A 25,842-nucleotide genomic window follows, 5' to 3' on the forward strand; every position below is an offset into this window, starting at 1 on the left:
CAGGGGATCCCTTTTCACGCGCCGAGCCAGCTAGTCTGAAACTGGAAAGTCCCGGACTCATCCACGGCCCCAAGGCGTTCCGCGATTGCAGGCAGGACGCAGGACGCAGGACAAATCAGAACTGCACATGAACAGGAGCATCCCACGACCATGGAACCCGCAACCCATCCCACCCTGCTGGTGCTGAGGGCTCTCAAGCTGGGCGACCTCCTGGTGGCTGTCCCGGCGCTGAAAGGCCTGCGTTCTAGGTTCCCCAAGCACCGACTGCTTCTGGCGGCTCCTGAGTGGCTCCGGCCCATTGTCGACTTGCTGGACGTCGTGGACGGCCTTATTCCCTTGCCGGATTTGGCAGGGACGCTGCCCCGGAGCCTCAAAGGCATCGACATCGCTGTCAACCTCCACGGAAACGGCTCGGAAAGCCGGGCACTGCTGGAGAGGTTGCAGCCGCTGCATCTCATCGGGCATGCCGCTCCCGGCTGGAACGGAGCCCCATGGCAGCCCGAAATGCAGGAGCGTGAGCGCTGGGTCCGGATGCTTAAATGGCACGGCATCGCCGCCAACGCTGATGACGTCTCCATTGCCATTCCACCCCATCCGGCAGTACTCTCCGGCGCCACTGTCATCCATGTAGGTGCGTCGCACGGCAGCAGACAGTGGCCGGTGGCGCGTTTCGCCGCCGTGGCACAAACCCTGCAGGAAAATGGCGCTGCCGTGGTGCTCACAGGCGATGCCAGGGATGCGGCACGGTCTGGAGAGGTTGCGCGGCTGGCCGGCCTTGACTCCGGACAGGACTTGGCAGGCCGGTTGCCCTTGGCGGACTTTGCGGCTTTGATTGCCTCCGCCGCAGTGGTCGTCAGCGCTGATACCGGTGCTGCGCACCTTGCCTCGGCTTATGGGACACCGTCAGTGGTGCTTTTTGGACCCGCGCCACAGTCCCAGTGGGGCCCGCCCCGAGGCCCGCATCTGGTGCTCACGGATGAGAGCCTGCGCCAGGGCGATGTGTTCTCCGATATTCCCGATCCTGCGCTGCTGGCAGTGCGGCCGCAGGAAGTGCTCAGTGCCGTCGCATCCCTCATCAGGGCTGTGGACGCACCGCGGGTGGCTCGCTAGCATGCGAAATGATCGCATACGACCGTGGACAGAGGAGACAGCGCGCGAAGTTTCAACACAGTCTTGCAACGAGCAAGTGACGCCAACGAGAGGCAACAGCGATGAATGAACACCAGCCCGCCGAACCGCAACCCTTGGTTCCGGAACCTTTTCCGGACAATCCCCGGCCTGACTCCCCAGCTGATCCAACGGAGCCCAACGATTCACAGCCAAATGATCCCACTGCACCGTTTCCTCCTGTCCCCGAGCCCAGCTCCCCGACATCACCGCCCGACCCGTTCTTCCCGCCCGCCCCACCGGTGATCTAGCACAGCTCAGGGGGCCCTGGGAGGAATTCCTGCTTCGCCAAGGACCACCAGCGCGCCCGGAGAGCGCCCGAGGAACCTGAAGCAGGCTAGCTGCCCGCCAGGACCCGGGTGTGATTCCGCCTTCCGGGCACCGTTGTGGCTTGTGAGCCGACAGCGTCCGGAAGACGGAAGCGGCCCCGCCATTTCTGGGGAACCAACTGCAGGTAGCTGGGGTTCTCCCGCATGAAGGCCCGTACTTCCAGGCAGTAGGGATTAACGGCGATGCGGCGCCTGCCGGCGTCGTCGAGCACCAGGCGGATCAGCTTCTGTGGGACGTCATTGACGGCACCCACATTTGCCACATGCACATGGAGCAGCCACATCTCGGCACCCCGCATACTGTAGCGAACATATCCGGCCAGCAGTCCGGACACGTAGGCCTCAAACTGGGACAAGACGAGGTTGTGAACAAGCGCCACAGCGGGCACCCCCGACACGTCGGCGGCCGATTGCGGGGCAACGGCAAGGTACTGCTTCTTCTTCTTGGCATCCACAGCAGGCTCCTTCTCGAGCTAATATGATCCGGTTGACTTAATCGCTGGTACTTCCTGCCTTTGGGCGAGGATCTTCACGGCGCAAAGATGTCCAGCATCGCTGCAGTGAAGGCATTCAAATCATCGGGCTTGCGGCTGGTGACGAGCATCCAGCCTTTCAACCCGCAGCGCTGGACGGGCTCATCGACCCAATGCCCGCCAGCGTTGCGGATATCCGTCTGCAGGCTTGGCCAACTGGTCAACGTCTTGCCCCTGACCACATCCGCCTCCACCAGGGACCAAGGGCCGTGGCAGATGGCGGCAACTGGTTTGTGTGCTGCAACATAGCTCCGGACAAAGTCCATCGCCCCGCGATCTAGGCGGAGCTTGTCCGGATTGGTGGTCCCTCCCGGCAGCACCAGCCTATCGAAATGGGCCGTGTCCGACGCCTGGACCCGGGCATCCACGGCGAATTTGCTGCCCGGCTCCGTGTCACTGTTGAACGCCTGCACGGTGCCTTCCTCGGTGGAAAGCAGCACAGGGATGCCACAGGCCTCCTGGACGGCCTGCCATGGTTTGACCGACTCAACCTCTTCCACCCCTGAGGGGCAACGAGGAAGCCGATCTTCCTTTGCTTCAGTTCCTGGGGCATCGGGTCCTCCTGATCGTTCCTGGCGCTGGTGCGGGACCTGTCACATCCACGCCCAACGGTCGACGCCGGCACACTGGTTTCCCGTGCCTTGCCAGCACCCGCCGTCGACGTTGGGATTCATTTTGTTCTGTACCCGGTGTTGGCTCAGGGCAAACATCCCGGGCAAGGATCGCCAAACCCATCAGCGGCCCCTCCCTGTTCAGTGGCTGAAGAGCAGAATGAACGGACGGCCGCAGGCTGCCCAAGTGCCTGCGCTGCAACACCAAGGAGTCCAATTTGTCCCGATCATCGGCAGGTCCCCTCCCCCACAAGCCACGAGGGTCTGTCTCCGTTACAGACATCCTCGCGTTCAGCATGAATGTCCTGGTTGCCATAGCCAAGACTGTGGCCGCCCTCATCACCGGCTCGGCGTCGATGGTGGCGGAGTCTGCGCATTCCTGGGCAGACACTGGCAACCAGGTTTTTCTCATGGTTGCTGAACGCAAGTCTGCCAAGCCACGGGACACGGCACACGGCACACCCCATGGGGTACGGGCGTGAATCCTATGTGTGGTCCATGTTTGCAGCCTTCGGCTTGTTTACAGCAGGCGCCGCCGTATCGATCATGCACGGCGTGCAGCAGCTGTTTGCCCCCGAGCCGGCCGCTGACTTCGCCGTGGCCTACGTTGTGCTCGCCATCTCGTTTGTCCTTGAAGGCGCGTCCTTTCTTTAGGCCTTGCGTCAGGCCCGGCGCGAAGCCGGCAAGCAGGATCGCGCCGTCCTGGACCAGGTGCTCAACAGCTCAGATTCCACAACCCGGGCAGTCTTCGCCGAAGACGGGGCCGCCCTGGCCGGGATCGTGCTTGCCTTCGTAGGAATCCTGGCGAACCAGCTCACGGGCTCGCCCGTCCCTGACGCCCTCGGATCCATCGCGGTGGGCCTGCCCATGATCGGGGTCTGCAGCGGCGGCACCAGCGCCGCGGAACTCCGTGATGCCGGTTCCGCGGAAGTGTACCAAGACGTCCAGGAGCTGTTGGAAAACGTTCCCGGAACCGCCCTGGTTCGCTTGCTTTACGGAAGCTCCTGACCTCGCCGGCACACGCGGTAGCATGCTCGCAAATTACTACCCCACCCTCAACCCCGGCTGGAACCGTCAGCCACCAACACAAGGAGAGCAAATGGCAACTCACAACGAGTCAGACAACCAGAAGAACCCGGACTCCGGGAATTCAACAAAGCAGCAGGAGGATGGCCTCGACAGCCGAGCCGCCGGGAAAGGCGCGAAGAAGGACCCCGACGGATCAGGCACCAATGCACCGGGTTCCGGCTCTGACCAGGGCCAAGAGGATGGTGGGAAGTCCTTTCGATGCTGACTGAGGCCCGTCCCTGATGGAACACTGGCAGTGTGCCTGGCTCCGGGGAGAAGGCACACCTCCAAGGTGCCATCGGAGACTCGCGCCTGGAACCGCGCCTGGTGCGCCGTTCCAGCCCCAGGCAGCAGTTCGGCCGTGAGGAGCGGGAACCCGTTGGCCTGCCAAGGACACTCCAAATAAGAAATGTCGGCGCAACGTCACGAACCTGACTCCCTTGAGCGGGCAGGACAAATGCGAACATTCATCAGAAAGCACTAAACACTGTCATCTACCGACCGCCGGATTGGCGTCAAACACCACCGGCGCCACCGCCGACGCCAAAAACTGCGATACCAAGGCTGCGGCGCCCTGTACAGCGCTGTACAGCGCAGGGCCAGCAACACACCGAAAACGATGGCTCACACTGCATTGGCGGCAGCATCCCCGAACCCGTCCGGCGCCTTGAACGCCAGCAACGCCTGCTTCGCGATTCCTCCCCGCGCACTACACAAACTGCGAAATGCCGTGCCCGTCAGGGAGTGCCAGCGGCGGCGCTTCGGCAGATTATTGGTGCTTGCCGGTTCCTGCTGCCAACAGCGCCAGGACCGCTCTGTCGCGCTGGCGATTCAAGTCGGCAACCTTCCCTTGTTCAAAGAGGGCAATGACACGTGGATTGACGTAGGATTCCTTGGCAATGGATGGCGTGTTGTGCAGCCACTGGGCGGCTTCGCGAATGGCCGCGGTGACTGCTGTCGGGGATGTGGCTCCTGACCGCCTGGAACGCGCGAGCGAGATGGCGGCCGCCACTGTTCCCTGCCAGGTACGGAAGTCCTTCGCCGTAAAGCCGGTGCCGACAACCTCGCCAAGGTAGGAGTTGACTTCCGTGTCCGTGATTGCATGCCAGACCTTGCGCCGCCCCGACATTATGGGATGGCATAGGGCAGGACCTTTGCGCGGCGTGCGGGGCACGCAGGCGAAGTAGTCCCCCAGCAGCCCGTCCGTCAGGTGCACATCCCACGTGCTGGCCGACTTTCCCCGAAACACCAGGCGAATTGCGTCCCCCTCGACACTGACATGGCGCCGCTGCAGGGTGGTGGCACCAAAGGATCCATTTTCCTCCGCGTAGGCGGCACCGCCCACGCGGAGCCCGGCCCGGTCAATAAGGCGGACCGCGGCAGCCAGGGCCCTGCGTCTGGGGTCCTGCTGCTGTTTCAGGTCCCGGGTCACGCTCCGGCGCATGGCGGGCAGCCGTTGGGCGAACGCAAGCGAGCGGATGAACTTTTCATCGTCTCGCATTTCCCGCCACCGCGGGTGGTAAATGTACTGAGTTCGTCCTGCGGCGTCAACGCCAGTGGCCTGAATGTGGGCCCGGGGGTCAGCTGCAATCCAGACGTGGGTCCACGCCGGCGGCACGGCCAGCGCCCCGATGCGCCGTAGACGCGCATCAGAGCGTATCCGCCGTCCGTTTGCCGATACATAACTGAACCCGTTTCCGGTAACCCTGCGTGTGATGCCACCTGAACCGGGCTCCACCCTGTGAAGCTGCTCCACCATGGCGCCCCTTTCCCTAGATCTTCGGAATACCTGCTGCCCCTGCCGCAGCGCTTCCTTGCAGCAGCACCCTCGTCCGGCAGCACGTTGCCTGCTGCGTTCCGCTTCGATTGAAGCGGAACGCAGCAGGCAACGGAACAGAAAGCCGCTGGGCAACAGTGGCTAGGCTGTGCCCCTGCGGTCCCCGGCCGCATCCTGAACCTGCGCCTTGCCCTCCTGCGCCGTTTCCTTCACATCTCCGGCGGCAGCAGCGCCTTCTTCCTTGAGGTGCTCAGCCGAGTCCCGCTCCGCATCCTTCACATGCTGCACAGCCTCCTCTGCCGGCTCCTTCAGGTCTGCCGCAACGGACCTGGCCATGCCCTGAGCCTCCTCCAGAAGTGGCTGGGCCTTTTCCTTCACAGCTTCCGCCGCGTGCCTTTCCGTTTCCGTGGCAGGGACGAACGTGGAAAGCAGCAAACCCGCGCCAAACGCGATGAGCCCTGCGGCCAGAGGGTTGCCCCTGGTCCCCTGGGCAACGTTTCCCGGCAGCCCCTGGATGGCGTGGCGTGTCTCGTCCGACGTTTGGTGCACCGCTTCAGAGGCGTCGTCTGCGACACCCATGATCTTTTCGCGCACACGTCCCACGGAGCCGCGAATCTTCTCCGTCTGCCGGTGGGCAATGCTCGAGGGACTGACCCTGTCCGCCAACGCGTCGACGTCGCTGCCAAGACGGCCCCTGGTGCTTTCTATTTCATCTCGAATTTCTTCTGGTGACTGGCTCATGTCATGTCCTTTCCAGGCTTGAGGGCGCCAGGGATTTCCTGCACCGTTTCCGTGGTCGCGGGCAGGCCGCGAACTGAGGTGACGTTCTTTTTGCCGAGCAATGCCAAAATTGCGGCGACCACTGCCCACACCACCGCAACGATCACGGCGGACCAGCCCGCGTCCATCACGTGTGCCAGGGTTGCCCAGAGGGCCAGCGAAAGGAAAAGGAGGGTGAAGCGGGCTGCTTCACTGGCGCCAACCAGCATGCCGGCCCCCTTGCCCGCCCGAGTTGCTGACTCGCGCAGCTCGGCCTTGGCCAATTCCAGTTCTTGGCGCATCAGTGTCGACATGTCACGGCTGACCTCCCCCAGGAGTTCGCCAAGGGATGCTTCTTCTGGCCGTTCACGGGGGGCCTGCCGTCCTTGGTTCCCAACGTGCCGCGGCACTGCATTTTCGTCAACCACCTGTCCCCACGGTGCCGCCCCTGCATCGTCAGGCAGTCCTGTCCCTGCTTCCTGCCGTGGCTCCGTCATGCGAATCCGCCCCCTGTGCCCCGTTCCGGGTTGCGTGGCTCGGGCGCGACCGGAGCAATCCCCGGCTCAGGGTCGTTCGGGTCAAAGCCGAGCTCGGGAGTCGGCCCGGCAAAGGACGGCGGCGGCGGAACCATGGGGGCGACACCTGCGCCTCCCACCGTCCCATAACCGGCCGCATCAGGGCCCGTCGGTCCCCCCAGCGGCTTGCCGGTCACTACAGGTGCAGCGGATGGGGGTTCGGGAAAGGTCTCCCCGCGACGGGCAGCCAGCACATACTCGGGTGTGGGCGGGACTTTCCGGGGAGTGACTTCGAACTGCGGGTCCTTGCGCTGTGGTCCATCGTCCGACGCCCCTTCGCCAAGGTTTCTGGTCAGTCGTCCGGCGAGCAGCCCGGCGCCCACCGCAATCCCCAGGAAGGCCGCGGGCCGACGCCGCGCGAAACGCTTGACGTCATTGACCAACGACCCGGGATCACGCTGGTCAAGCCAGTCGGCGGCGCTGCTGGCCTTGGTGGCAGCCTCCCGCACCCACCGGGCGGCCATAGAAGACTCCCCTTGCCCGTTCGTGGAGTCGGCCATGGACTTCAAGTCGCTGCCCAGCGTGTGCAGCATCTCGGCCGTTTTTTGCTGCTGCATTCCTGCCTGTTCCTGCAGGCTGCCCATGAACTGGGCGACGACGTTCTGCACCTGGGCCCCGGCCTCACCCGCGACGTTCCGCGCCTCCTCTTGTGCCGTCGAGGCAAGGTGCGCGCCGGCCTTGACAGCCGTTTCTTTCGTTTTTTCTGCCTCGTTGGCGGCCGTTTGGGCCGTTGAGGATGGTTGTTCGTGGAGATTCTGGCTACTCATCGAAGATGCCTCCATTGCAGTTCGGCTAGGCCGACGGTCCCGTGGCGCCCACTTCCGGAACGCTACAGGAACTGACTTCGGCCATGGGCCACTGTGCCGTGCCCCTCTGCTTGAGGCAGATGAAGAGCAGCCGCTTCCCTGATGACCCGGGCCGACGAACTGCCGGTTGCCGCTCTTGGCCCCATCATAGCCCCGGGTCAGTGGGCGGGCGCAAGGGCCCTTGTGCCTCCCGGCGCAGTTCCCGGCCCTGCGAAACTTGCTCCTCCTCCTGCTCACGGCGCTTCTCGCTGCGCTTTGTGTCGCGGGGCGGCAGCTGGATGGTGTCCTCGGCTTCAATGCCTGCCTGCAACTCCCGCCCACGTTCCATCTCTGCGTCAAACTCGGCGCCAAACAGCAGGGACATGTTAAGGATCCAGAGCCACAGCAGCAGCACAATGGCACCGCCAATGGTGCCGTAGGTTTTGTTGTAATGGGCAAAATTGGCCACATAGAAACCAAAGCCGGCGGAGATCACCACAAACACAATGAGGCTGATGGCGGAGCCTATGCTGATCCAACGGAACTTGGGCTGCTTCACATTCGGGGTGGCATGAAAAAGCATGGCGATGACAACAACGGCCATGGCAACGATGATGGGCCATTTGGCCACATTCCAGATCGTCAGCCCTACGCTGCCAATGCCCACCGCCGAGCCCACGGCCAGCGCGAGGGGCCCGGAGAGAATCAGCATCAGCGCCATCAACGCCACGAGAACGACGGCTGCCAGGGTTATCAGGAGCATGGCCGGACGGAGCTTCCAAATTGGCCGGCCCTCGTCGATCTCGTAGATCCTGTTCATGGCCCGGTTAAAGGCCCCCACATAGCCTGAAGCTGAAAACAACGCCACTACAATGCCCGCTGCCAGGGCAAAACCTGCGCCGTTGGCGTGTGTCATCTGTTCAATGGGAACGCGGAGCGTTTCCACGGAGTCCGGGGCGATGTTTTCCACCATGTTCAGGAGGGCAGCCGTGGTCTTTTCAGCCTGCCCCACCAGCCCCAGCAGGGAGACCAAAGCCAGCAAGGCGGGGAAGATGGACAGCACGCCGTGATAGGTCAATGCGGCGGCCAAATCCGGGCACTCGTCCTTACTGAATTCCCTTACCGTGCGTTTGGCTATGTAGCGCCACTGGGGCTTACGCAACTGTGATGGCTTGTCGGGTTTTCGGCCATCTTCGGGATGCGGGGCTGTATGTTCCTTGGAAACACTGTCCTGGGACTTTTCATTCATCGTCGCAACCACCTTGTCACTGGATGTTTTTGCTGAAATTTCGCCGCCATGAGTCCATGGCCCGGCACCCTTCCGGCTCCCGGCAGGGCCCGGCCTTCCCAGGCGGGGCTATCGGAACCGCACCGGCTCGCCGTGGTGCCGCCGGACGTACCGCCCCGGCTGGGGCGGTACGGTACGGTGCGGTAGGGTGCTTACTGTATGGGCGCGAACCGCTCCCACACCCGGTGGTGTGCCAGCAGCCCGCCCAGAGCCTCCACCACTTCCCCCGGGTTACCGTGCACAATTCCAGCTGCGTCGGCGTCCACTCCCGCCACCTGCAGCACCTCAGGCGCGCTCCCCCACCCGCCAATGGCCTTGGCGTGGCGGAATGCCTCCGCTGCCAGCACCACCACCCGCGGGTCCGGGCCGTTCTGGTCCGCAACGGAGGTGGCGAAGACGACGGCGTCGAACTCCACTGAGCGCGCGGTGGCGTAGCTCCTTTGCACGGTATCCTCGGTGCCGGGAAGTTTCCCGCCCACGGGTGCAACGATCAGCGCCAGCATGCCTGCCGCTGTGATGGCGTCCCTGGCCTCGAGCACTTGTGCCGGGTCGCTGCCGGAATCAGTGACGATGCCAATGACCCGTCCTGCCACCGGCCAGCTTTGCCCCAGTTGGGACACGGCTGGGCTGGGAATCTGCTCCGCGGGCGGCTCTGTGGCAACAGGCACCGGCAGGCCAAGTTCCGCCGCGACCTTCCGGCACAGGTCCGCGTCGATGTTGGCCAAGGCGGTCAGTTGGCGCTCGCGGATGGTTTGTTCGTAGCATTTGCCCAGCTCAAAGGCGTATGCCTGCGCCGCGTGGTCCTGCTCCGTGGGCGTGAGACTGCGGTAAAACAACGTGGGTTGGGAGAAGTGGTCGTTGAAGCTTGCCGGGTTGGCCCGCTCTTTTTTCCCTGCCTGCACTGCTTGGGGCACATCGATGAAGGCGCCAGCGTCGATGCCCGCGTGGAAGGGGCAGCCGCCGTCGAGCGAGTTTGGCTTGTAGGGCGCCACACCGGCGTAGTCTGCGCTTTGGTGCATGCCATCGCGCAGCATATCGTTGACGGGCGCGTGCGGACGGTTGATGGGCAGCTGGCCGAAGTTCGGCCCGCCCAGGCGGCTGATTTGGGTGTCAAGGTAGGAGAATAGCCGCCCATGCAGCAGCGGGTCGTTGCTGGCGTCGATCCCGGGCACCAGATGTCCGGGGTGGAAAGCCACCTGCTCCACTTCTGCAAAATAGTTTTTTGGGTTGGCATTGAGTGTCATCCGGCCCAGCATTTGCACCGGCGCCAGTTCCTCGGGCACAAACTTGGTGGGGTCGAGCAGGTCGATGCCTTCATACATTTCATCCTCAACGTCGGGGAAGACCTGCACGCCCAGCTCCCAAGACGGAAAGTTGCCTGATTCAATGGCGTCAGCCAGGTCGCGGCGGTGGAAGTCGGGATCCATGCCATTGACAATCTGGGCCTCTTCCCACACCAGTGAGTGCACGCCCATGACGGGCTTCCAGTGGAACTTGACCAGCGCCGTCGCCCCTTCATTGTTGATCAGGCGGAAGGTATGGACACCAAACCCTTCCATCATCCGGAAGGAGCGGGGAATGCCACGGTCAGCCATGAACCACAGTGTGTGCGCCTGAGCTTCAGTGTGGAGCGAAACAAAATCCCAAAAGGTGTCATGGGCGCTTTGGGCCTGCGGGATCTCCCTGTCCGGATGCGGCTTGGCTGCGTGGACGACGTCGGGAAACTTGATGGCATCTTGAATGAAAAAGACGGGGATGTTGTTGCCGACCAGGTCGAAGGTGCCTTCATCTGTGTAGAACTTCACGGCAAAGCCGCGGGTGTCCCGCACCACGTCAGCCGAGCCGCGTGAGCCGACCACGGTGGAGAAGCGGACAAACACAGGAGTTTCCACATCAGGTGCCAGGAAGCCTGCCCGGGTCAGCCCCGTGCCCGTCCCGTAGGACTGGAAGACGCCGTGGGCTCCCGCACCGCGGGCATGCACCACCCGCTCAGGGATGCGCTCATGGTCAAAGTGGGTGATTATCTCCCGGAGGTGGTGGTCCTGCAGGAGGGTGGGGCCGCGGCGCCCGGCCTTGAGCGAGTGATCAGTGTCCTGGAGCCTGGCGCCTTGGGCGGTGGTGAGGAAGTCGCCACTCTGGCTTCGGGACCCCTCCGGTTCCCCGGTGGGCGTGCCGGTGGGCGAGACCAGTTCGGGCCCGTGCTGGTCGGGTTTTGGCGGCAGCGGCTTGCGCGGTTCCGTAGGCTCGTCGAACGACGGCGGCTGGGACGACGGCGCTCCGGGAATGGGCTGGCTGGGGGTTGTCATGGTGCCTCCCGCAAAATGAAGTGGATTGTTTCGACACTTCCAACCTTGAACTCGTCGCGGGAGACGGTCAAGTGTCCCGGCGTGGCAAAAACCGCAGCGGAGCCGCCATGGAGCGGTGCACAGTGCCAAAAACAACTTCTTGATGACCACAATCGGAGTAGCATGAACGCGCAGGCACGACGACAGCCTGTACCGTGAATTCCATACCGCACCACCGGCTGAAATGGAGACGGCAGTGTTGACGTTTGGCATAGAGGAAGAATTTGTTTTTCTGGATCCCGCCACGTTGTCCCCGGCGCATGTAGCCCCGAAGATCCAACGTGAGCTGGTGACCGCCGGTTACGACACCTCGGTGGTTCATCATGAATTTTTTCAGTCCCAAATAGAATTCGCTTCCCCCGTTTTTGAGTCGGGCGGGACCGCAGCTGCCACGCTGGGTGCGTTCCGCAAGGCACTCCTGGCGGCAGCCTCAAGGCACGGCGTGCTGGTGGCCGGCACCGGGACACCATTCCAAAAATCACCGGCATCTGTCCTGACTGAAGACAGCCGCTACCGCGAGATTGCCGACGTCGTGGGGGCCCTCAGTGATGAGCATGAAATCAATGGGCTGCACATCCATGTCGGCATCCCCGACCCAGAGAGCGGCGTCCGCGCCTTGAACGCCGTCCGCCGCTGGCTGCCCACCTTGCTGGCCATCTCAGCCAACTCCCCGTTCTGGCGCGGAAGCGATACCAGGTTCGCCAGCTGGCGCGCCATCCACTCAAGGCGCTGGACGACGGCGGGATGCCCGCCTTGGTTTTCCGGTGCCGCGGACTACCACGCACGGGTCGAGGCACTCATAGGCATCGGAGGCACTCCGGACTCCGGCACCATTGCGTGGTACGCCAGGCTCTCCGAACACCAGCCCACCCTAGAATTTCGGGTTGCCGACGCGCAGCTTAGGCCCTCGGGATCGATCCTGCTTGCCCTCCTGTGCCGTGGTCTCGTAGAAAGCAGTTTGGCTCCGGAAGCAAGCGAGGCTTCCGCGCCTTCCCCCGAATTACTCGACGCGGCCCTGTGGCATGCAGCTCGTTACGGACTCAGCGGGCAGCTGGTCCACCCGTTGCGACAAATGCTGGTGCCCGCATCCGAGGCAGTTGAGGCCCTGCTGAACACCACGGTCCCCTTCCTGGAAGCCAGCGGGGACTACCGGACCGTGACAGCTTTGGTGCAGGAATTGCTGGCGTCGGGGACCGGCTCGGAGCAACAGCGGATGAGCTACGCCGGTGGCGGCTGTGGCGGGCTCACAGAGCTCTTTGCCAGCTCCATCACTGGCAGCCCCGGCGGCACCGACGCAAACACGGCCGCCGCGTCCCAAACCGATGACAGCGATGCACAACACCAGTGGGCCGCCCCGGTGTTGCCGCCACGACCGCTCAGCTAAAAGACGTCGCTGGCCCATCGGTCTAGCGACGTCCTCCACCGCCCAGTCCCGGCCCCGGCCAGCATGGAACGCCGGTGCTCTTGGACGCCGGCCGGCTTGCTCCTGGCCCCCGCCAGCATTCCAACGCCCACGTGACTGACCAGGATTCTTACCGCCCACACTGCGGATCGAACTTGGGCAAGGCGGCGGGTTTTACTTTTTAGCCTTCACCGCAGCGGTCTTTTCCGTTGGGGCAGCGGCATCATCCTCAAGATGGGCCCGCATGAACCACTGGAACAGCTCCAGCTTGGCTACCTGGCCAATCAGCATGTCTTCCGTCACCGGATCGAGCTCGCCTGTGACAGTGATGGCATCCCGATGGCTTGAGACCACGCCGTCGTACACGCGGTCCAGTGCTGCCAAGTGCTCCAGCGTGGAAGCGCGGCCGAGGTCGTAGTCGTCCCAGTCTCGCTCCCGCACCAACGCCCCGGGCAGGCCATTCGGGGAGTCGCCGAGCGTAGCGATTCGTTCTGCCGTCTCGTCGATCATGGTCCGAACAAGTTCAATTTGCGGGTCCAGCATCGTGTGCACACCAATGAAGTCCCGGCCCACCACGTTCCAATGGGCATGCTTTAAGGTCAGTTGGAGGTCATTCAATGCGTGCAATCTGCCCTGCAGGATGACGGCCACCTGGTGTCCGTCCTTGACTGAAAGACCCGGAACAGTGAATTTCGCGGTGGAAGTCTTCTTGGCAACCATGGGAACTCCTCTCGAAACCGGTCGATCTTCTGCGACCGTCGTACTTGCCACGCTAACGAGTCAATGCGCCGGACGCCAGTCCCCCGCTGCGGCCTGCATCCCCTGCACGAGGTCGGCAGCCCGACAACGGCGTGCCCCTGGGCACCACAGCCGGCCCCAGCGTGCTGCAATGGACAAACCGCAGCGCAGAAAAACAATTTCCACCATCTAGAGTCCTCGCCATCACTAGGGCTGCGGGCTCACCCTGCTACAACAAACCAGGAACCATTTCGGGATTTTCGCCTTGAATGTGGTTAGGCTGGCACTGTCGGCCACCGCAGTTTGGTGGCAGCATGTTCCGGAAAGCAACAACCGGAGTCCTACCGCAAAAATTGAGACAGTCTCTTGTTAAGGAGTAGTCATGGGTTTCATCGGATGGATCATTTTGGGCCTCATAGTCGGCGTCATTGTCAAGGCCGTCATGCCGGGCAGGGTGGAAGGGGGTTGGGTAACCAGTCTCATCCTCGGAGTGGTGGGAGCCGTCGTCGGCGGGTGGATCGGGGATCTGCTCTTTGGCAACGGAGAGATGGAATTTTGGAACTTGGGGTCCTGGATTCTCGCGATCGTTGGCGGCTTGGTCGTCGCCGGGATCTACGGGGCGATCACAGGCCGCAACAAATCTGCCGCCTAGCCTCCCCTGCTTAACAACTGACGTCGGGTGGGCAATTGCCTGCTCCATTGCCCACCGTCCGGACGCTCCCCAGTGAACGCGGGGTCCGCGATTTGTCGAACGAAGCCGTCTCGCCCTCTTGCCCCGAGGGTCGAGCCTCGGAAAAACCGTCCCTTCCGGTTCCAGCCCGACGGCGCGCAGTATTGTGATTCGCCCGACGGCGTCAGGGTCGGCGTCCGCCAGTGTGCCAAGGCCGGGCTGACGGGTGAGACGGTGGATGCAGGCGAAAACCGCTCCTTAGATCATCAAACACTGGGTATTCCCCTGAAGCCTCTTTACAGAAGGAGAATGAGATGCAAGCCAAGTTGACCTTTCTTGCCGGGGCCGCCCTCGGTTACGTCCTGGGGACCCGCGCGGGCCGGGGCAGTTATGAGAAAATCAAGGCTTCCGCCAAAGAGTTTTGGGCCAAGGACGCGGTGCAGGACATCGTGGGTACTGTTCAGGACGCAATCAAGGACCAGGCAGGGGACGCCGTCCACAAACTGGTCCAGCAAGTGGCCCCCTCCCATGGACGAAAGCCAGAGTCAGGAGGGCATTCCCCCGAAATGGCTGCTGATCCCCTGGACGGCAACCCGCTGGACATTTTGCCGGAAGTTTCCGACGAGTTCCCTGACAACGCCCAGCCTGGCGGCAAAGGGCCGCAATGGAGGGAACGGCACCGCTCCGACGGCCGCCTTCCCGACACGGGGAAATAACTTTAGTGAAACACCCTCGTCGCGATGAAGTGAGTACGATTTATTGGCCCACCGTATGGGCGCCATCGAAAGGATGAACTGATGACAAACAATGACCAGTACACTTTCCAAAATCCCGTCACCCGGTATCCAAGCATCAGCCCGCCGGAGCAAGACCAGCCCGAGCCGGGCCTAGACCGCGATTTGGAACCCCGTACCGACCGCGGCGAGGACTCCTACCGCGGCACCGGGCGCCTCGCCGGCCGCAAGGCCCTCATTACCGGGGCCGATTCCGGCATTGGTGCCGCTGTCGCCATCGCCTTCGCCAGGGAGGGCGCAGACGTGGCCTTGTCCTACCTGCCGGTTGAGGAGCCGGACGCCCAAAAAATTGCCGAAATCATCCGAGCTTGCGGGCAGCAAGCCGTTACCCTGCCCGGCGACATCTCGGAAGCGTCCAACGCCCGCGAACTGGTGGCAGACGCCGTCGAACAGCTGGGCGGGCTTGACATCCTTGTCAACAACGCGGGGCGGCAAATTGCCGTGGAGAAGCTCGAGGACATCAGCGACGAACAATTTGAAAACACGTTCAAAACCAACATCTTCGCCATGTTCTGGATCACAAAGGCAGCCCTGCCCCACTTGGAGCCCGGTTCGACCATCATCAACACCACCTCCATCCAGGCCTACAACCCGTCCCCGACCTTGATTGACTATGCGTCCACCAAGGCTGCCATCAACAATTTCACCAAGGGACTGGCCCAACAACTGGCTCCTCGTGGAATCCGTGCCAACGCCGTGGCACCCGGCCCGATCTGGACCCCCCTGCAGGTCAGCGACGGCCAGCCAAAGGAAAAACTACCCAAGTTCGGCAAGGACACGCCCTTGGGACGCGCGGGACAACCAACGGAACTTGCACCCGCCTACGTCTTCCTCGCCTCCCCCGAATCCAGCTATGTCACAGGGGAAACGCTCAACGTCAATGGCGGCACATCCAGCCCCTGATCCGGCCCCGCCGCGGGTTCCGCTTCCGGTGAGCCTCCCACACCTGCTCCGGCAATGCTCCGGGCCAGGTGTGGCGGGCCCCGGAAGCTGAGTTATTGGCAGTCCCGGTGCCCACCGGGCAGCCGCGGGGGTCGGGATTCGGGCGTCGAGTGTCGGAGCAGGGGCGCTGGACGTGGCAGGGAACAGTCATTGAAACTATACCCAGCAAGGCCAACAGAACGGGGCTTTGACAATGAAAGCAACTTCAACGCCTAGAGAGACAATGCAAAATAGGCGTCCATCCCGCGACTTCGCGACGCGCTGGTTGACCCCATGAGCCCGAACCAACCGGACAGCCTGGCCGGGGACTCGATGGCGGTGGCGGCAGCAATTTCACAAACAGCGCGCAAGGGCCAATGGACTGTTGCCGTCGTGGAGTCCTTGACCAGTGGCAGCTTGTCCTGTCATTTGGGTGCTGCGGAGAGTTCCTCGGAATGGTATCTGGGTGGTGTGACAGCCTACAGCAGCGAGGTGAAATTCAAGGTTCTTGGCGTGGATCGCGGACCGGTTATTACCGCAAGGTGTGCAGAACAGATGGCGGCCGGAGTCGCAAAGCTCACAGAAGCCGATTTTTCCGTTGCTGTGACCGGCGCTGGAGGACCGGGACAGGAGGAGGGCAAGCCGGCAGGAACAGTCTTTATTGCCGTTTACTCGGCCGACGGAACCCATATAGCCGAACATCATTTTACGGGAGATGCGTCCCACGTTGTCCAGCAGACCACCCTCCACGCCCTGCGCATGCTCGACGCCGCAATCGGGGGCCTGATCCCGCCAGCGGCCCCGATGGATTGCGTCGCGCAAGCAACGTTGGCACAGCTGCAGCAATGCCGAGGCCATCGGGCGCGGGGCGGCGTCCATCGATTCGTGGTTGATCGCCGTTCTGGTGGCCGGGACAACGGCAGATCTTCGACATGACGTTGGGCGGTCGGGAAGCAGCACTCACTGCCGCCTTGGTTGCTGTGGGACTGGCGGCCGCATTGTTCATCCATCGGCGGCTATCCGGCCTGGGAAGTGGCCTGCAGCAGGTCGTTCCAGTTTCGGTCGCGTTTCTCGTTTCGGAGTTCGTTCCCCCGCTCCCAGCGGCCTACCCGCCGTCGTGGTTCGGAATGCCAGCCTCACGTCCTTGCATCTCCGGGGCATTTCCACGGGTGCCGGGACTCCGCAGCAAAGTTGGCCGCGAAGGGAGGCCCTGATGCTCGCGCAATTCTGCGGCGGCTGCCGAATCATATCTGAAGCCGCTGCCACCCATGTGGGGGAAGAAAATGCAGCCGCGTCTGCGCATGCCTCATGCCGGGATGCTTGCCAGATGACTTTCGCGTGCCTCATCAAAGGTGGCCGCCAAAGCGTGATACTGCGGGCTTGGGAGTGGGTGCTCGTGCCGCGCGGACGAGCCGATCGTCGGCGGCCCGGGCCGCTGCACCAGCGCTCGAACCGGCCCGCGCCCAGTGAACGCCTGGCCAAGCTGACGGGGTGTATTGGTTTGCCCAGTCCGTGGCTGGCGTCAGCGCCTACAACGAGGAACAAGTCCAGGACCTGCAGGAAACCCTCACGTGGGGCCAGTACGTGCTCTCCCCGGAATTCTGGAACCGCACGCTGCAGAACTGGCAATCCGAGTTCCTGGCAGTGGGCTCCATGGTCGTGCTCTCGATTTATCTGCGCCAGCGCGGATCCCCGGAGTCCAAGCCCGTAGGTGCCGCCCATGACGACACCGGCACGACAGGCTAAGGAGGTGTCCATTCAGGAAGAACTTTCCAGCCTGCAGTCCACTCTCCATCTATTTCGCATGCGCACGACAGTCAACGCACGCGTACGTGCCTTGAATCACGGCCGCTCGCGAACCATGACAAAATCCCTGAAGTCCTTGGCTTTGCTGATCGTTGTACTTGCCATGCTTACGGCCTTCGGGAATGCCATTCCCGTGGATCCGCACGGCAGCCTGGACCGCATTCGACACGGTGAACTTCGCGTGGGTGTTTCGCAGAACGAGCCGTGGGTGCAACTCCACGACGATGGTGACCCCACTGGCACAGAGGTGGACCTCGTCATCGAATTTGCGAAGTCGCTCGGCAGCGAGGTCCATTGGATTTCAGGCTCGGAGGAAGCCTTGATGGAATCCATGAACCAGGGGGAAATCGATTTGATTGCCTCCGGCCTCACGAGCAAAACCCCTTGGACAGACAAGGCAGCGATCACCCGGCCCTACAGGGAGTGGGACAACACGTGGGGAGAGACGGAAAAACACGTCTTGGCCGTTCCGATGGGCGAGAACGCTCTCCTCAGTGAGTTGGAGGCCTTCCTTGATCGCTCGAGGGCCGACGAATGACCGGCTCCCGTTCGAATGAAGTCCGTGCGTGGCAAGGCTGGTTCTTGCCAGCCGAAGGAGGTGCTGATGTCTCTCAATGAACAGAGTGGGCTGCCGGAGGAGCAAAAGCAGGCCCTCCGGAAAGCGAAGCGGCTTGAGTGGCTGAGCCTGGCGTACACGGCATGTACGGTCACCGTCGTGGCCTTTGTCCTGGGCAATTCACAAGCCATGAAAACAGCTTGGGTGGAAGACATTCTCTCTACGCTTCCCCAATTGGCCTTCCTGCTCGCCGCGGTCTTCACCACGCGCAATTCAACCCTTAAGCACCCGTACGGGTACCACCGATCCATGAACATCGGCCACCTTGTTGGCTCGTTTGCACTGATCGTTGTCGGGGGGATACTTGCTTTCGAGGCAGCCTCAGGGCTTATCAAGGCGGAGCACGCATCCATCGGAACGATGCAACTTTTCGGGCACACGGTCTGGATGGGTTGGATCATGGTGGCCGTCATGGCCATCATCGCCGTCCCGCCCATTTTTCTGGGCCGTGCAAAGATGAAGGTTGCCAGGTTCCTGCACAACAAGCTGCTCTTTGCGGATGCGGACATGAGCAAAGCTGACTGGAGCACCAACGTCGGCTCCATCGTCGGCGTTTTGGGGATTGGCATGGGCTTGTGGTGGACAGACGGAATCGCTGCGCTTTTCATCTCTGCCGGGATTTTGCGGGACGGGCTCAGGAACACCAAATTTGCTGTCCTCGACCTGATGGATGAAAGTGCCACAACCTACGACCAGCGCAAGATTCACCCGTTGATCAAGGAACTTCAGGACTTCCTCATCCAAGTGCCATGGATCGCAAGCGTCGGAATTCGCATGAGGGATCAAGGGCATGTCTTTCATGTCGAAGCGTTCGTGTCAACAACTGCAGACAGTGTTTCCACGAAGGCCTTGATCGGTCTGACGCAGGACACCATTGGATTGAATTGGAAGCTGCAGGACGTCGTCATCATTCCCGTGCAGGACATCCCGCCCAACACACATGCGCGCTACAGCCACCACCTGACTGAGCAGTGAGCGGATCCAGCAGCAGAACCACCGATTCGGGGCGTTCGCCAGCCGCACGCCGGATCTCGACGGGATGCCGTCAAGATCCGGTCTACGTGTAGCTGCCTGGGCTTCAGGATCAGGACTCGCGCTGCATTCCGGCTGGCCAGCGCAAAAGGGAAGCGACCGGTGAGTGTCCGCCCAGGGCGCCCGGTGCGAGCAGTTCCAGGTTGGCATCGGTCAGCAGTGCCGCACGCACCAAGGATGCCGATCCGGAAGCTCTTCCCACGACCTCCGCTGAAAGCGCGTCGTCGTCGGTCGTTGCAATCCACGGCGCCTCGCCCAACACCAATGCAGTCTTGTCGGCCAGACCGTCTGATTCAAGCAGCAAGGTCTCCACTTGGGCCGCTTGCAATGCCTGAACGCTTTCGCCCCAGCCGATCGCGCGGTATTTGACGTCCGCCCCTGCCAGCCGTTCCAGAATGGTTTGTTGCCTATGTGCCAGGGCCTCAGCCACGAGACGCTCAACCTCGACGTCGAATTTGTCCCTGTCGGCCCCCGCCGGGTGGCTGTTCATGTCAATGACCCTGACCAGCGAGGCAGCTGCCGAACCCAATTCACCAAGGAGCAGCTGGCGGGCACGCACGTCTCCCGACACAATGACCAGGCCAACACGGTGCCCCTCTACTGCAGCATCCACTTCGGCAGCTGTTTCGTTGGCGTTCCTGCGCCAGATTTCCTCCGTGCGGTACTGATAACGGCCCTGAGACAAACCTCCCCCGGGGACCTTTTTGAGGTTCTCGGTATCGCCGTGAATTTCCCCTTGCGTCAGCGGCTCGGGTGTGCTGGCCCTGTACAGGCGTATTTCAGCCTTTGCCCGTTCCGCTTCGACCACCACATAGGTAAAATCAGCGCCCGTGGCCTGCAGCAGCGGAACCAGATTGGGGATTGGCCCGGTGTCGATGATCTCCACGGGTGGTTCACCAGGACGCACTTCATTGATTCGGACTTCACCCCCGCTGATCAGGACATACCGAGAACAGGGACCAGGCATGCCCTCCGCCCGCCAAGTCAAGGCTGCCGAGGTCTTCACATCCTCCTTGCTGGCGCCCGCGGCGGCGAGGGTTTCCTGGATACGTCCACCCAGCAGGTCCATGGCCTCTAGGGAGTCCACAGTCCCTGTACCCACACCCACGTGCACCGTGCACCAAGGCCCCGGCATGCGCAACAGTTCCGTCAGGCGGCCAGTCACTGTCACGGTTCCTCACCTGCTTCCGAGTCGTCGAGGTCAGCGGGTGATTCTGCCAGTGAGTCATCTTCCCCGTCGACGGTCCGCCCGGCATCAAGTCCACCACCAAAGGCTTCCTGAACTTCCGGGCTGTCTGTTTCATCGGGAACAGGTTCCGTTTCCCGCCAGTCTTCAACATGGGGCGATTGTGCTGCATTGCGCAGCCCCCGGGTTTCCTGCTGCATTTTCTCGTCGATGATAGGTCCGTGCTTGGAACTTCCACGTTCAGCCATGGCTGTTTCCTTTCGTCCGGTATTGTTGCTCTTGGGGTTTTTATGCTTACTGTCGCGCGTTGCGCGACTAGCCGTTACCCAACGCTTCACTGACGGCACTCGGCCCGCTGTATTCACGGTCTGGCACTGCCTGCAGGGCGTTGAGGATGCCCTCCGGCGCTCCTTCATCCTCGGCCGTGGCCAGGAGCTGTTCTTTGCCGGCCGGGTAGTCGATGCCCGAAAGGTACTTCTGTATTTCAATGGGTGTGGGTTGGTTCGACATGATGTCTCCTTACTTTGTTGGTGGGCTGTTCCGTTTTAGGTGCTGGCCGCCGCTGGAGCAATGCCTGCCGTCATTGCTCCACTAGAGCCGCGGTGAAGTGGTCAGGGACGCCGCCAAGGATTTCCACCCGCTTGCCGCGGGCTGTGACCTCACCAGCCACATCCAGCACTTCAGGGCAGTAATCACCTCCCGTAGCGTGTCTTTCCGGCTTGATTCCTCGGACAAGTTCGACGGCGGTCTCGTCGCCAACGAGCGTGGCATAGTCCACGCAACTCAGTGCAGCTGGCAGGCTTAAGTGGCGCCGTACCGAGTTCAACGGCCCGCCGGAGCCCTTGAGCCGTAGGATCGAGTCGTCACTGTTGATGGCAATTACCAGCGAATCGCCGAGGACCGAGGGTTTCAGCGAGTGCAGCTTTGCAGGTCTTTCAGTCATTGGTGTCCTCCTGTTCCGAGATTATTCCGAGGCCAGCAACAGTTCCCTACCAGTTCATTACCCCGTTTGAAAGGGGATATGCAGGCAGCGACGTTTTGCTGGGTCACAGTTCTTGTTCATTTTGGCGAATGCTGGCCTCAGCCATGGAGGCGTGGTTTCCCGTCGTTCAAGGAGCGGGACGTCAGCGTTGCAACTGCTTGGGGCGTCCAGCCCTTGCGGTCGCACACTGCTTGCGCTGCGGAGCGCTCCGTCCATGTCCACGGTTCTTGCGTTAAGTTCCGTAGCAAGCTTTGCCGGTGTCGATTCGCGGCGGGCGCAGGCAGACTGCCCGCAAATGGCGGGCATCGCATGGGCAACAATATTCAGGCCCAAGGGTGCGAGGCCACACAATACTTTCTCCTCGTTTAGCACCTAGCGATGGGGAGATGTGAGTTCTCTGGAAGCCGGTGCCCCCACTCGTTATAAGTGCCTGCACCAATGCGACTGCCTACTTCACGTTCGAAGCGGATGTCGCTGGCCCGATACGTCTTCCAGCGGCATAGGAGCAATTCAAAGCAGCAAGGGTGCGGCGCCTTGAATCACCGAAACCACCACGTGGCCATTCATCTTTTCCACACGGGCTCCCTCTGTTCTTGGGAAGTGGATTTAGATGGGGAGATGCAGGCGCCGCTAGAATGTCCTCTTGGCGCCAGCCTCCGCGCAAGCCCGCGCTGAGCGGCGGCGATGCCACCGGGATTGGTACTCAGTTGAGTTTCGCGGTCCACAGGCGCTTCAGCAGGGTTCACGGCAACTAACGATTGCCCGTCTGGGGCATCCCGCCATCCCTTGCACAATAGGCTTGCAGGTGGAGAGTATGGAAAGAGAAAACACCTGACCACCAGCCCAAGGAGTTGTCTGTGGAACTGCGCCCCAGTTACGAATTGTCCGACGGCTCCCGACTACGGAGTGGGGAAAAGTCAGGAGCGCCGACGACTCACAAATTCCGGTCATCTGACAGAGATAACCATGTCCGCACGTCGCGGCGCACGTCCGAAGACTGGGTACCTCAGACCGGGCGGCCTACCCCTGAGCTCGAGGTGCTGATCCCCACGTGTGACAGACCGGCCGAACTCGCGGTGACGCTGGCAGGCTTGGCCGCCCAAGACCGGCCCGACTTCGCCGTGCACATCAGCGATCAAAGCAGCGGCACCGCCGCCGATTGGGAGCATCCAGCCATCAAGGCAATGATCCGGGTACTCCGGGTACAGGGCCGGACTGTCACCGTCGGCAGGCACCTGCCGAGGCGGGGCATGGCTGAGCACCGCGCGCACCTCTTGGAGCAGGCGAGCTCTGCGCAGGTCTTGTTCCTCGACAATGACGTTTGGCTTGAGCCCGGTTCCTTGGCCAGACTCAGCGAAGCACAAACTACCCTCGATTGCGGATTTGTGGGCATGGCTGTCCAAGGACTGAGTCATCTGGATGACTACCGGCCCGCTGAAGAGGAGAGCTTTCAACCATGGGAGGGCCCGGTCCAACCTGAACAAATCCGACGATCAACACCAGCTTTTGAGCGCTGGCCACTCCACAACGCGGCGAACATCACCCACATCGCGGCGCGCCTGCCACAAGACCCCCGAGGCTGGCTGCCCTATAGGGTCGCGTGGGTTGGTGGGTGCGTGCTGTTCAACCGCCGGGCATTGATTGATTCCGGCGGCTTTGATTTTTGGAACCGACTGCCCGCAGACCACGCGGGTGAGGATGTGGCTGCTCAATGGCGGGTAATGGAGATGCACGGCGGCGCCGGACTGGTGCCCTCAGGCGCCGTGCACCTTGAATCCCCGACGACGGTCAAGACCCGTAGAGTGGACGCCACTGAAATCCTTTACCCCTGACTTGCAATAGCTACTGCAGCGGCGACTCCATATGATCGACTCTCCCGGACCGGTCGGCCAGCGTAAGGAATCAGGTCAGCGGCATGTCCGGCTCGCCAAGCTCTCCCAGGCGACTGTCACCGCCGAACGATTAGCATCCCGCTTGTTGGGGCTGGCAACTCAGCTCAGCAGGTCAAAAAGACCAGTAATGTAGCCTACAAAAAACAGCGCTATCAGCACTACAACGATACTGATGGCCACCAGCCACAGCCTACTGACTGCCTTGCCAGCCTTGGCCCCCTCAGAGTGGCCCTGATCACTACTAATGGAGCCCTCCGCAGGCGGAGTCTCCCCCGGTGGCACGCCTCCGCCAGGCTCGAGGCCGGTGATATTTTCATCCATTGGGTCTGGATTGCTGCTCACAATGATCTACCTCCTGGTTGATTCCACCCGGATGGGAACGTCCGACGCCGCTGCACAACGACTGCCGCCGTCTCTTTATACTCTGGCACAAGCGGTATGAATGGGGAAAGGTGGAGAAGTGAAAGCTGCACCGGAGCTCCTTAGACAAGGGGTTTGTCAGGGATTCTTCACCCAGCATGGCCAAGGAAGCCACGGGAAGACGTGTGGCCATGGCCATCAGCCGCCAAGACAAGACGGAGCTGGACGGCTGCGCTACCGTAGTTGACTCGATGGACGGGAAACTGGGTGCCTTGGGCATGACAGTCGACAGCGTTGCGCCCGGCGAAATTGCCACCGCCATGACGGGGTAAGGGACACTAGTCCAACCACTACCTGCCGCAAAGGCATACCACTGGGCCGCCCCGGATGCGCACGCGAATTTGCCGCAGTGGTAGTCGTTCGCTCCTCCCCCACCACCGTCGACCGGATAGTGGGGTTGCCATTGCGATGCAGCTTTTGCCCTGCCCACCCAAGCACCCTGCAAGTGACGTGCAACAGAGTTGAAAACTTATGGGCACAGCGAACTCCGGGTAAATCATTCGAGCCGACACGCCACCCCGGAACACACGGCCCACCCTCATCAACCGGAGGTGCTCGTTTCATGAATGCTCAAATTACATTGCTGGTCGATGTGAAATACGGTCGGTGACACTGGCATCCAAACGACCCTGCTGGATGCGCTGCGGGACCGATTTCGAGTGGTGTCACCGAAGGAAGGTTGCGATCACGGCCAGCGTGGCGCCAGCACCGTGCTGATGGACGGTCGGCGCATGACATCCTGGGTGGTGCTCACCGTGGCACACGACGGCACGGAAATCACCACACCCCAAGGCCTGAGTGAGGGGATGAACTGTGCACCCAGTACAGGAGGTCTTCCTTGACCAGGACGGATTCCAGTGCGGCATTCCACTCCGGCGTTGGTGTGTTCACCAGTGACAATGGGCATCCATGGCGCTGTACGAGTACAGCGCCATGGATGCCCATTTGGCAGCATTGTGAACTACGACTTCGATGAGCAGCATTTACCCGCCTGCGCTGACATTGCAGATGTGGACGCCGTCTGGCTTGACGAGACCGATTATCACGCCGTACAAGTTTCTTTCCTGGCACGGACAAGCGACGCGGGACGAGCTCTAGGCCACCCCGAAAACCAGCCGTAGATAACTAGCCAGCAGGGAAGGGGCTGTTCCTGAGCAGGGCAGCCAAGTGAGCGGTGTTCCGCGCCGACGTGCGCGTCGCCTTTGTCGTCACCTCAGGGGTTTGTTCGATGTCTTGGTAGTCCGTGGTGTGCATCGCTTCACCGACCCAATACGTCGAACCTTGGGCAGCGATGGAAAATCCCACTTCCCCCAATCCTTGGGAAAGATCGGCGATGACATGGTGCGCGCCGTCCTCGTTGCCCACCACAGCCACCATGGCGACCTTGTCAAACAAAATGGGCCGTCCTTCCCTGTCCGTCTCGGACAGTTCCGCATCCAGCCTTTCCAGCACCCGCTGAGCCAAGCTGGAGGGATGTCCGACCCAGATGGGCGTGGCCAAGACTAGTATGTCCGAGGCCATGATCTTGTCCCGGATGCCAGGCCACGCGTCGCCTTCACCCATGTCCTTCTCCACACCTGGTTTCACATCGAAGTCAACAATGCGCAAGGTTTCGCTTTGGACGGCGTGCATACTCAACTCGGCTGCGACTTGGCTGGCCAGCAATTCGCTGCTGGATCGCTTGGGCGAGGGAGAGAGCGTGCAGACCAAGATCAGGGCTTTTAGGGGTGCATCGATCATTCATTCAGTCTGCCAGACGCCCCCAGCATCGCACCAGACCCCGAGACACCGTGCTCTTGGAGTCGGAGGGGTGCAAGTGCACGGTGTCCTGCCAAGCCCTTGCCGGAAACAACATGGTCCGAAAACGTCTCCAGTAAGGGAATCAAGGACGCTGCCAGTTGGCGGCCTCATCCAAAGCTGAGCGTGGGCAATGATCAGAAATAACGCGCGGGCCCAAATCGATTGGAGCCGCCAAGGGACACTGAAATCACACTTTCGAGTATGGTCCGGATCCTGCTAATTGACGGCCCACCAGCTAGGATCACCGCAGGCGCCCGCCTGTTTCCCCGTGTTAGCGGCCATGAAAAACTGCCCATAGGCGGCCACGAAAGTGCCCACTGATGGCCAGCAAAACTGCCCATTGGTG

The 25,842-nt window shown here is 61.9% G+C and carries 29 protein-coding genes and 1 pseudogene; 15 read left to right on the forward strand and 15 right to left on the reverse strand.

What is annotated here, in order from left to right; all coding sequences use genetic code 11:
* Nucleotides 1-150: 150 nt before the first annotated feature.
* On the forward strand, nt 151-1,110 hold the full coding sequence (locus CVS30_RS16280) for a glycosyltransferase family 9 protein (RefSeq protein ID WP_110486608.1): 960 nt from the start codon (nt 151-153) through the stop codon (nt 1,108-1,110).
* 394 nt (nt 1,111-1,504) lie between these two features.
* On the opposite strand, the gene CVS30_RS16285 is transcribed toward CVS30_RS16280, so the two are convergent.
* Nucleotides 1,505-1,951, reverse strand: a complete 447-nt coding sequence (locus CVS30_RS16285) for a GNAT family N-acetyltransferase (protein ID WP_110486609.1) — start codon at nt 1,949-1,951, stop codon at nt 1,505-1,507.
* 74 nt (nt 1,952-2,025) lie between these two features.
* Entirely contained in the window at nt 2,026-2,529 is a 504-nt protein-coding gene (locus CVS30_RS16290) for a type 1 glutamine amidotransferase domain-containing protein (RefSeq protein WP_110486610.1), read from the reverse strand.
* 329 nt (nt 2,530-2,858) lie between these two features.
* On the opposite strand from CVS30_RS16290, the gene CVS30_RS18485 reads away from it, so the two are divergent.
* The 4 genes from CVS30_RS18485 to CVS30_RS16300 all read left to right on the forward strand — a co-directional run bounded on the left by CVS30_RS18485 (nt 2,859) and on the right by CVS30_RS16300 (nt 3,934).
* A complete protein-coding gene (locus CVS30_RS18485) occupies nt 2,859-3,122 on the forward strand; it encodes a cation efflux transmembrane domain-containing protein (RefSeq protein WP_306418791.1) in 264 nt (87 codons plus the stop codon).
* A 16-nt stretch (nt 3,123-3,138) separates the two neighbouring features.
* Nucleotides 3,139-3,294: a hypothetical protein gene (locus CVS30_RS18490; RefSeq protein WP_306418792.1), complete on the forward strand. Its 156-nt coding sequence runs from the start codon at nt 3,139-3,141 to the stop codon at nt 3,292-3,294.
* Nucleotides 3,295-3,297: 3 nt separating this feature from the next.
* Entirely contained in the window at nt 3,298-3,648 is a 351-nt protein-coding gene (locus CVS30_RS18495; protein WP_306418793.1) for a cation diffusion facilitator family transporter, read from the forward strand.
* Nucleotides 3,649-3,739: 91 nt separating this feature from the next.
* Nucleotides 3,740-3,934 carry a hypothetical protein gene (locus CVS30_RS16300; protein ID WP_110486611.1) on the forward strand — a complete coding sequence of 65 codons (195 nt, stop codon included), beginning with the start codon at nt 3,740-3,742 and terminating at the stop codon, nt 3,932-3,934.
* Nucleotides 3,935-4,477: 543 nt separating this feature from the next.
* Here CVS30_RS16300 and CVS30_RS16305 read toward each other — a convergent pair.
* The 6 genes from CVS30_RS16305 to CVS30_RS16330 form a co-directional block, all read right to left on the reverse strand.
* Nucleotides 4,478-5,467 carry a DNA topoisomerase IB gene (locus CVS30_RS16305; protein ID WP_110486612.1) on the reverse strand — a complete coding sequence of 330 codons (990 nt, stop codon included), beginning with the start codon at nt 5,465-5,467 and terminating at the stop codon, nt 4,478-4,480.
* A 159-nt stretch (nt 5,468-5,626) separates the two neighbouring features.
* Nucleotides 5,627-6,226 carry a DUF3618 domain-containing protein gene (locus tag CVS30_RS16310; RefSeq protein ID WP_110486613.1) on the reverse strand — a complete coding sequence of 200 codons (600 nt, stop codon included), beginning with the start codon at nt 6,224-6,226 and terminating at the stop codon, nt 5,627-5,629.
* Entirely contained in the window at nt 6,223-6,654 is a 432-nt protein-coding gene (locus tag CVS30_RS18350; RefSeq protein WP_370801183.1) for a phage holin family protein, read from the reverse strand. The genes CVS30_RS16310 and CVS30_RS18350 overlap by 4 nt, the downstream gene beginning before the upstream one ends.
* A gap of 83 nt (nt 6,655-6,737) precedes the next feature.
* Entirely contained in the window at nt 6,738-7,586 is an 849-nt protein-coding gene (locus CVS30_RS16320) for a hypothetical protein (RefSeq protein ID WP_110486615.1), read from the reverse strand.
* 184 nt (nt 7,587-7,770) lie between these two features.
* Nucleotides 7,771-8,853: a YihY/virulence factor BrkB family protein gene (locus CVS30_RS16325; RefSeq protein WP_110486616.1), complete on the reverse strand. Its 1,083-nt coding sequence runs from the start codon at nt 8,851-8,853 to the stop codon at nt 7,771-7,773.
* Between the two features lie 191 nt (nt 8,854-9,044).
* A complete protein-coding gene (locus CVS30_RS16330) occupies nt 9,045-11,198 on the reverse strand; it encodes a catalase (RefSeq protein WP_110486617.1) in 2,154 nt (717 codons plus the stop codon).
* A gap of 238 nt (nt 11,199-11,436) precedes the next feature.
* On the opposite strand from CVS30_RS16330, the gene CVS30_RS16335 reads away from it, so the two are divergent.
* Nucleotides 11,437-12,621, forward strand: coding sequence for a carboxylate-amine ligase (locus CVS30_RS16335; RefSeq protein WP_181419838.1), 1,185 nt, complete (start codon nt 11,437-11,439; stop codon nt 12,619-12,621).
* Nucleotides 12,622-12,813: 192 nt separating this feature from the next.
* Here the strand turns inward: CVS30_RS16335 and CVS30_RS16340 are convergent, their stop codons facing one another.
* On the reverse strand, nt 12,814-13,359 hold the full coding sequence (locus CVS30_RS16340; protein WP_110486619.1) for a Dps family protein: 546 nt from the start codon (nt 13,357-13,359) through the stop codon (nt 12,814-12,816).
* Between the two features lie 400 nt (nt 13,360-13,759).
* Between CVS30_RS16340 and CVS30_RS16345 the strand changes: the two genes are divergently transcribed.
* The 7 genes and pseudogenes from CVS30_RS16345 to CVS30_RS16375 all read left to right on the forward strand — a co-directional run bounded on the left by CVS30_RS16345 (nt 13,760) and on the right by CVS30_RS16375 (nt 19,159).
* Nucleotides 13,760-14,029 (forward strand): GlsB/YeaQ/YmgE family stress response membrane protein, encoded by a 270-nt coding sequence (locus CVS30_RS16345; protein WP_110486620.1) that lies wholly within the window; start codon nt 13,760-13,762, stop codon nt 14,027-14,029.
* 332 nt (nt 14,030-14,361) lie between these two features.
* Nucleotides 14,362-14,763 (forward strand): hypothetical protein, encoded by a 402-nt coding sequence (locus tag CVS30_RS16350; protein ID WP_110486621.1) that lies wholly within the window; start codon nt 14,362-14,364, stop codon nt 14,761-14,763.
* Nucleotides 14,764-14,844: 81 nt separating this feature from the next.
* Complete coding sequence (locus CVS30_RS16355) at nt 14,845-15,744, forward strand: glucose 1-dehydrogenase (RefSeq protein ID WP_110486622.1); 900 nt, start codon at nt 14,845-14,847, stop codon at nt 15,742-15,744.
* A gap of 312 nt (nt 15,745-16,056) precedes the next feature.
* Entirely contained in the window at nt 16,057-16,698 is a 642-nt protein-coding gene (locus tag CVS30_RS16360; RefSeq protein WP_110486623.1) for a CinA family protein, read from the forward strand.
* 561 nt (nt 16,699-17,259) lie between these two features.
* Nucleotides 17,260-17,508: pseudogene (locus CVS30_RS16365) on the forward strand (DUF6766 family protein); the annotation flags it as partial.
* Nucleotides 17,483-18,106: a transporter substrate-binding domain-containing protein gene (locus CVS30_RS16370; protein ID WP_245934652.1), complete on the forward strand. Its 624-nt coding sequence runs from the start codon at nt 17,483-17,485 to the stop codon at nt 18,104-18,106. The pseudogene CVS30_RS16365 and the gene CVS30_RS16370, both read left to right, overlap by 26 nt.
* A gap of 66 nt (nt 18,107-18,172) precedes the next feature.
* A complete protein-coding gene (locus CVS30_RS16375) occupies nt 18,173-19,159 on the forward strand; it encodes a cation diffusion facilitator family transporter (RefSeq protein WP_110486624.1) in 987 nt (328 codons plus the stop codon).
* 109 nt (nt 19,160-19,268) lie between these two features.
* Here CVS30_RS16375 and CVS30_RS16380 read toward each other — a convergent pair whose 3' ends face one another.
* The 4 genes from CVS30_RS16380 to CVS30_RS16395 all read right to left on the reverse strand — a co-directional run bounded on the left by CVS30_RS16380 (nt 19,269) and on the right by CVS30_RS16395 (nt 21,345).
* Nucleotides 19,269-20,387, reverse strand: coding sequence for a baeRF2 domain-containing protein (locus CVS30_RS16380; protein WP_146233430.1), 1,119 nt, complete (start codon nt 20,385-20,387; stop codon nt 19,269-19,271).
* Nucleotides 20,384-20,650 (reverse strand): hypothetical protein, encoded by a 267-nt coding sequence (locus CVS30_RS16385; RefSeq protein WP_110486626.1) that lies wholly within the window; start codon nt 20,648-20,650, stop codon nt 20,384-20,386. Before CVS30_RS16385 ends, CVS30_RS16380 begins: the two co-directional genes overlap by 4 nt.
* A gap of 67 nt (nt 20,651-20,717) precedes the next feature.
* On the reverse strand, nt 20,718-20,912 hold the full coding sequence (locus tag CVS30_RS16390; protein ID WP_110486627.1) for a DUF2795 domain-containing protein: 195 nt from the start codon (nt 20,910-20,912) through the stop codon (nt 20,718-20,720).
* A gap of 70 nt (nt 20,913-20,982) precedes the next feature.
* Entirely contained in the window at nt 20,983-21,345 is a 363-nt protein-coding gene (locus CVS30_RS16395; protein ID WP_110486628.1) for a nucleotidyl transferase family protein, read from the reverse strand.
* 1,076 nt (nt 21,346-22,421) lie between these two features.
* Here CVS30_RS16395 and CVS30_RS16400 point away from each other — a divergent pair.
* The gene (locus CVS30_RS16400; RefSeq protein WP_110486629.1) at nt 22,422-23,216 is read left to right on the forward strand and encodes a glycosyltransferase family 2 protein; all 795 of its coding nucleotides are present in this window, start codon (nt 22,422-22,424) and stop codon (nt 23,214-23,216) included.
* A gap of 159 nt (nt 23,217-23,375) precedes the next feature.
* Here the strand turns inward: CVS30_RS16400 and CVS30_RS16405 are convergent, their stop codons facing one another.
* Nucleotides 23,376-23,621: a DUF6480 family protein gene (locus CVS30_RS16405; RefSeq protein WP_110486630.1), complete on the reverse strand. Its 246-nt coding sequence runs from the start codon at nt 23,619-23,621 to the stop codon at nt 23,376-23,378.
* 173 nt (nt 23,622-23,794) lie between these two features.
* Here CVS30_RS16405 and CVS30_RS18035 point away from each other — a divergent pair, with 173 nt between their 5' ends.
* On the forward strand, nt 23,795-23,968 hold the full coding sequence (locus CVS30_RS18035; protein WP_181419839.1) for a hypothetical protein: 174 nt from the start codon (nt 23,795-23,797) through the stop codon (nt 23,966-23,968).
* 853 nt (nt 23,969-24,821) lie between these two features.
* Here the strand turns inward: CVS30_RS18035 and CVS30_RS16415 are convergent.
* Complete coding sequence (locus tag CVS30_RS16415; RefSeq protein ID WP_110486631.1) at nt 24,822-25,436, reverse strand: flavodoxin family protein; 615 nt, start codon at nt 25,434-25,436, stop codon at nt 24,822-24,824.
* Nucleotides 25,437-25,842 lie beyond the last annotated feature (406 nt).

The sequence above is a fragment of the Arthrobacter psychrolactophilus genome (assembly GCF_003219795.1).
GTDB lineage: Bacteria > Actinomycetota > Actinomycetes > Actinomycetales > Micrococcaceae > Specibacter > Specibacter psychrolactophilus.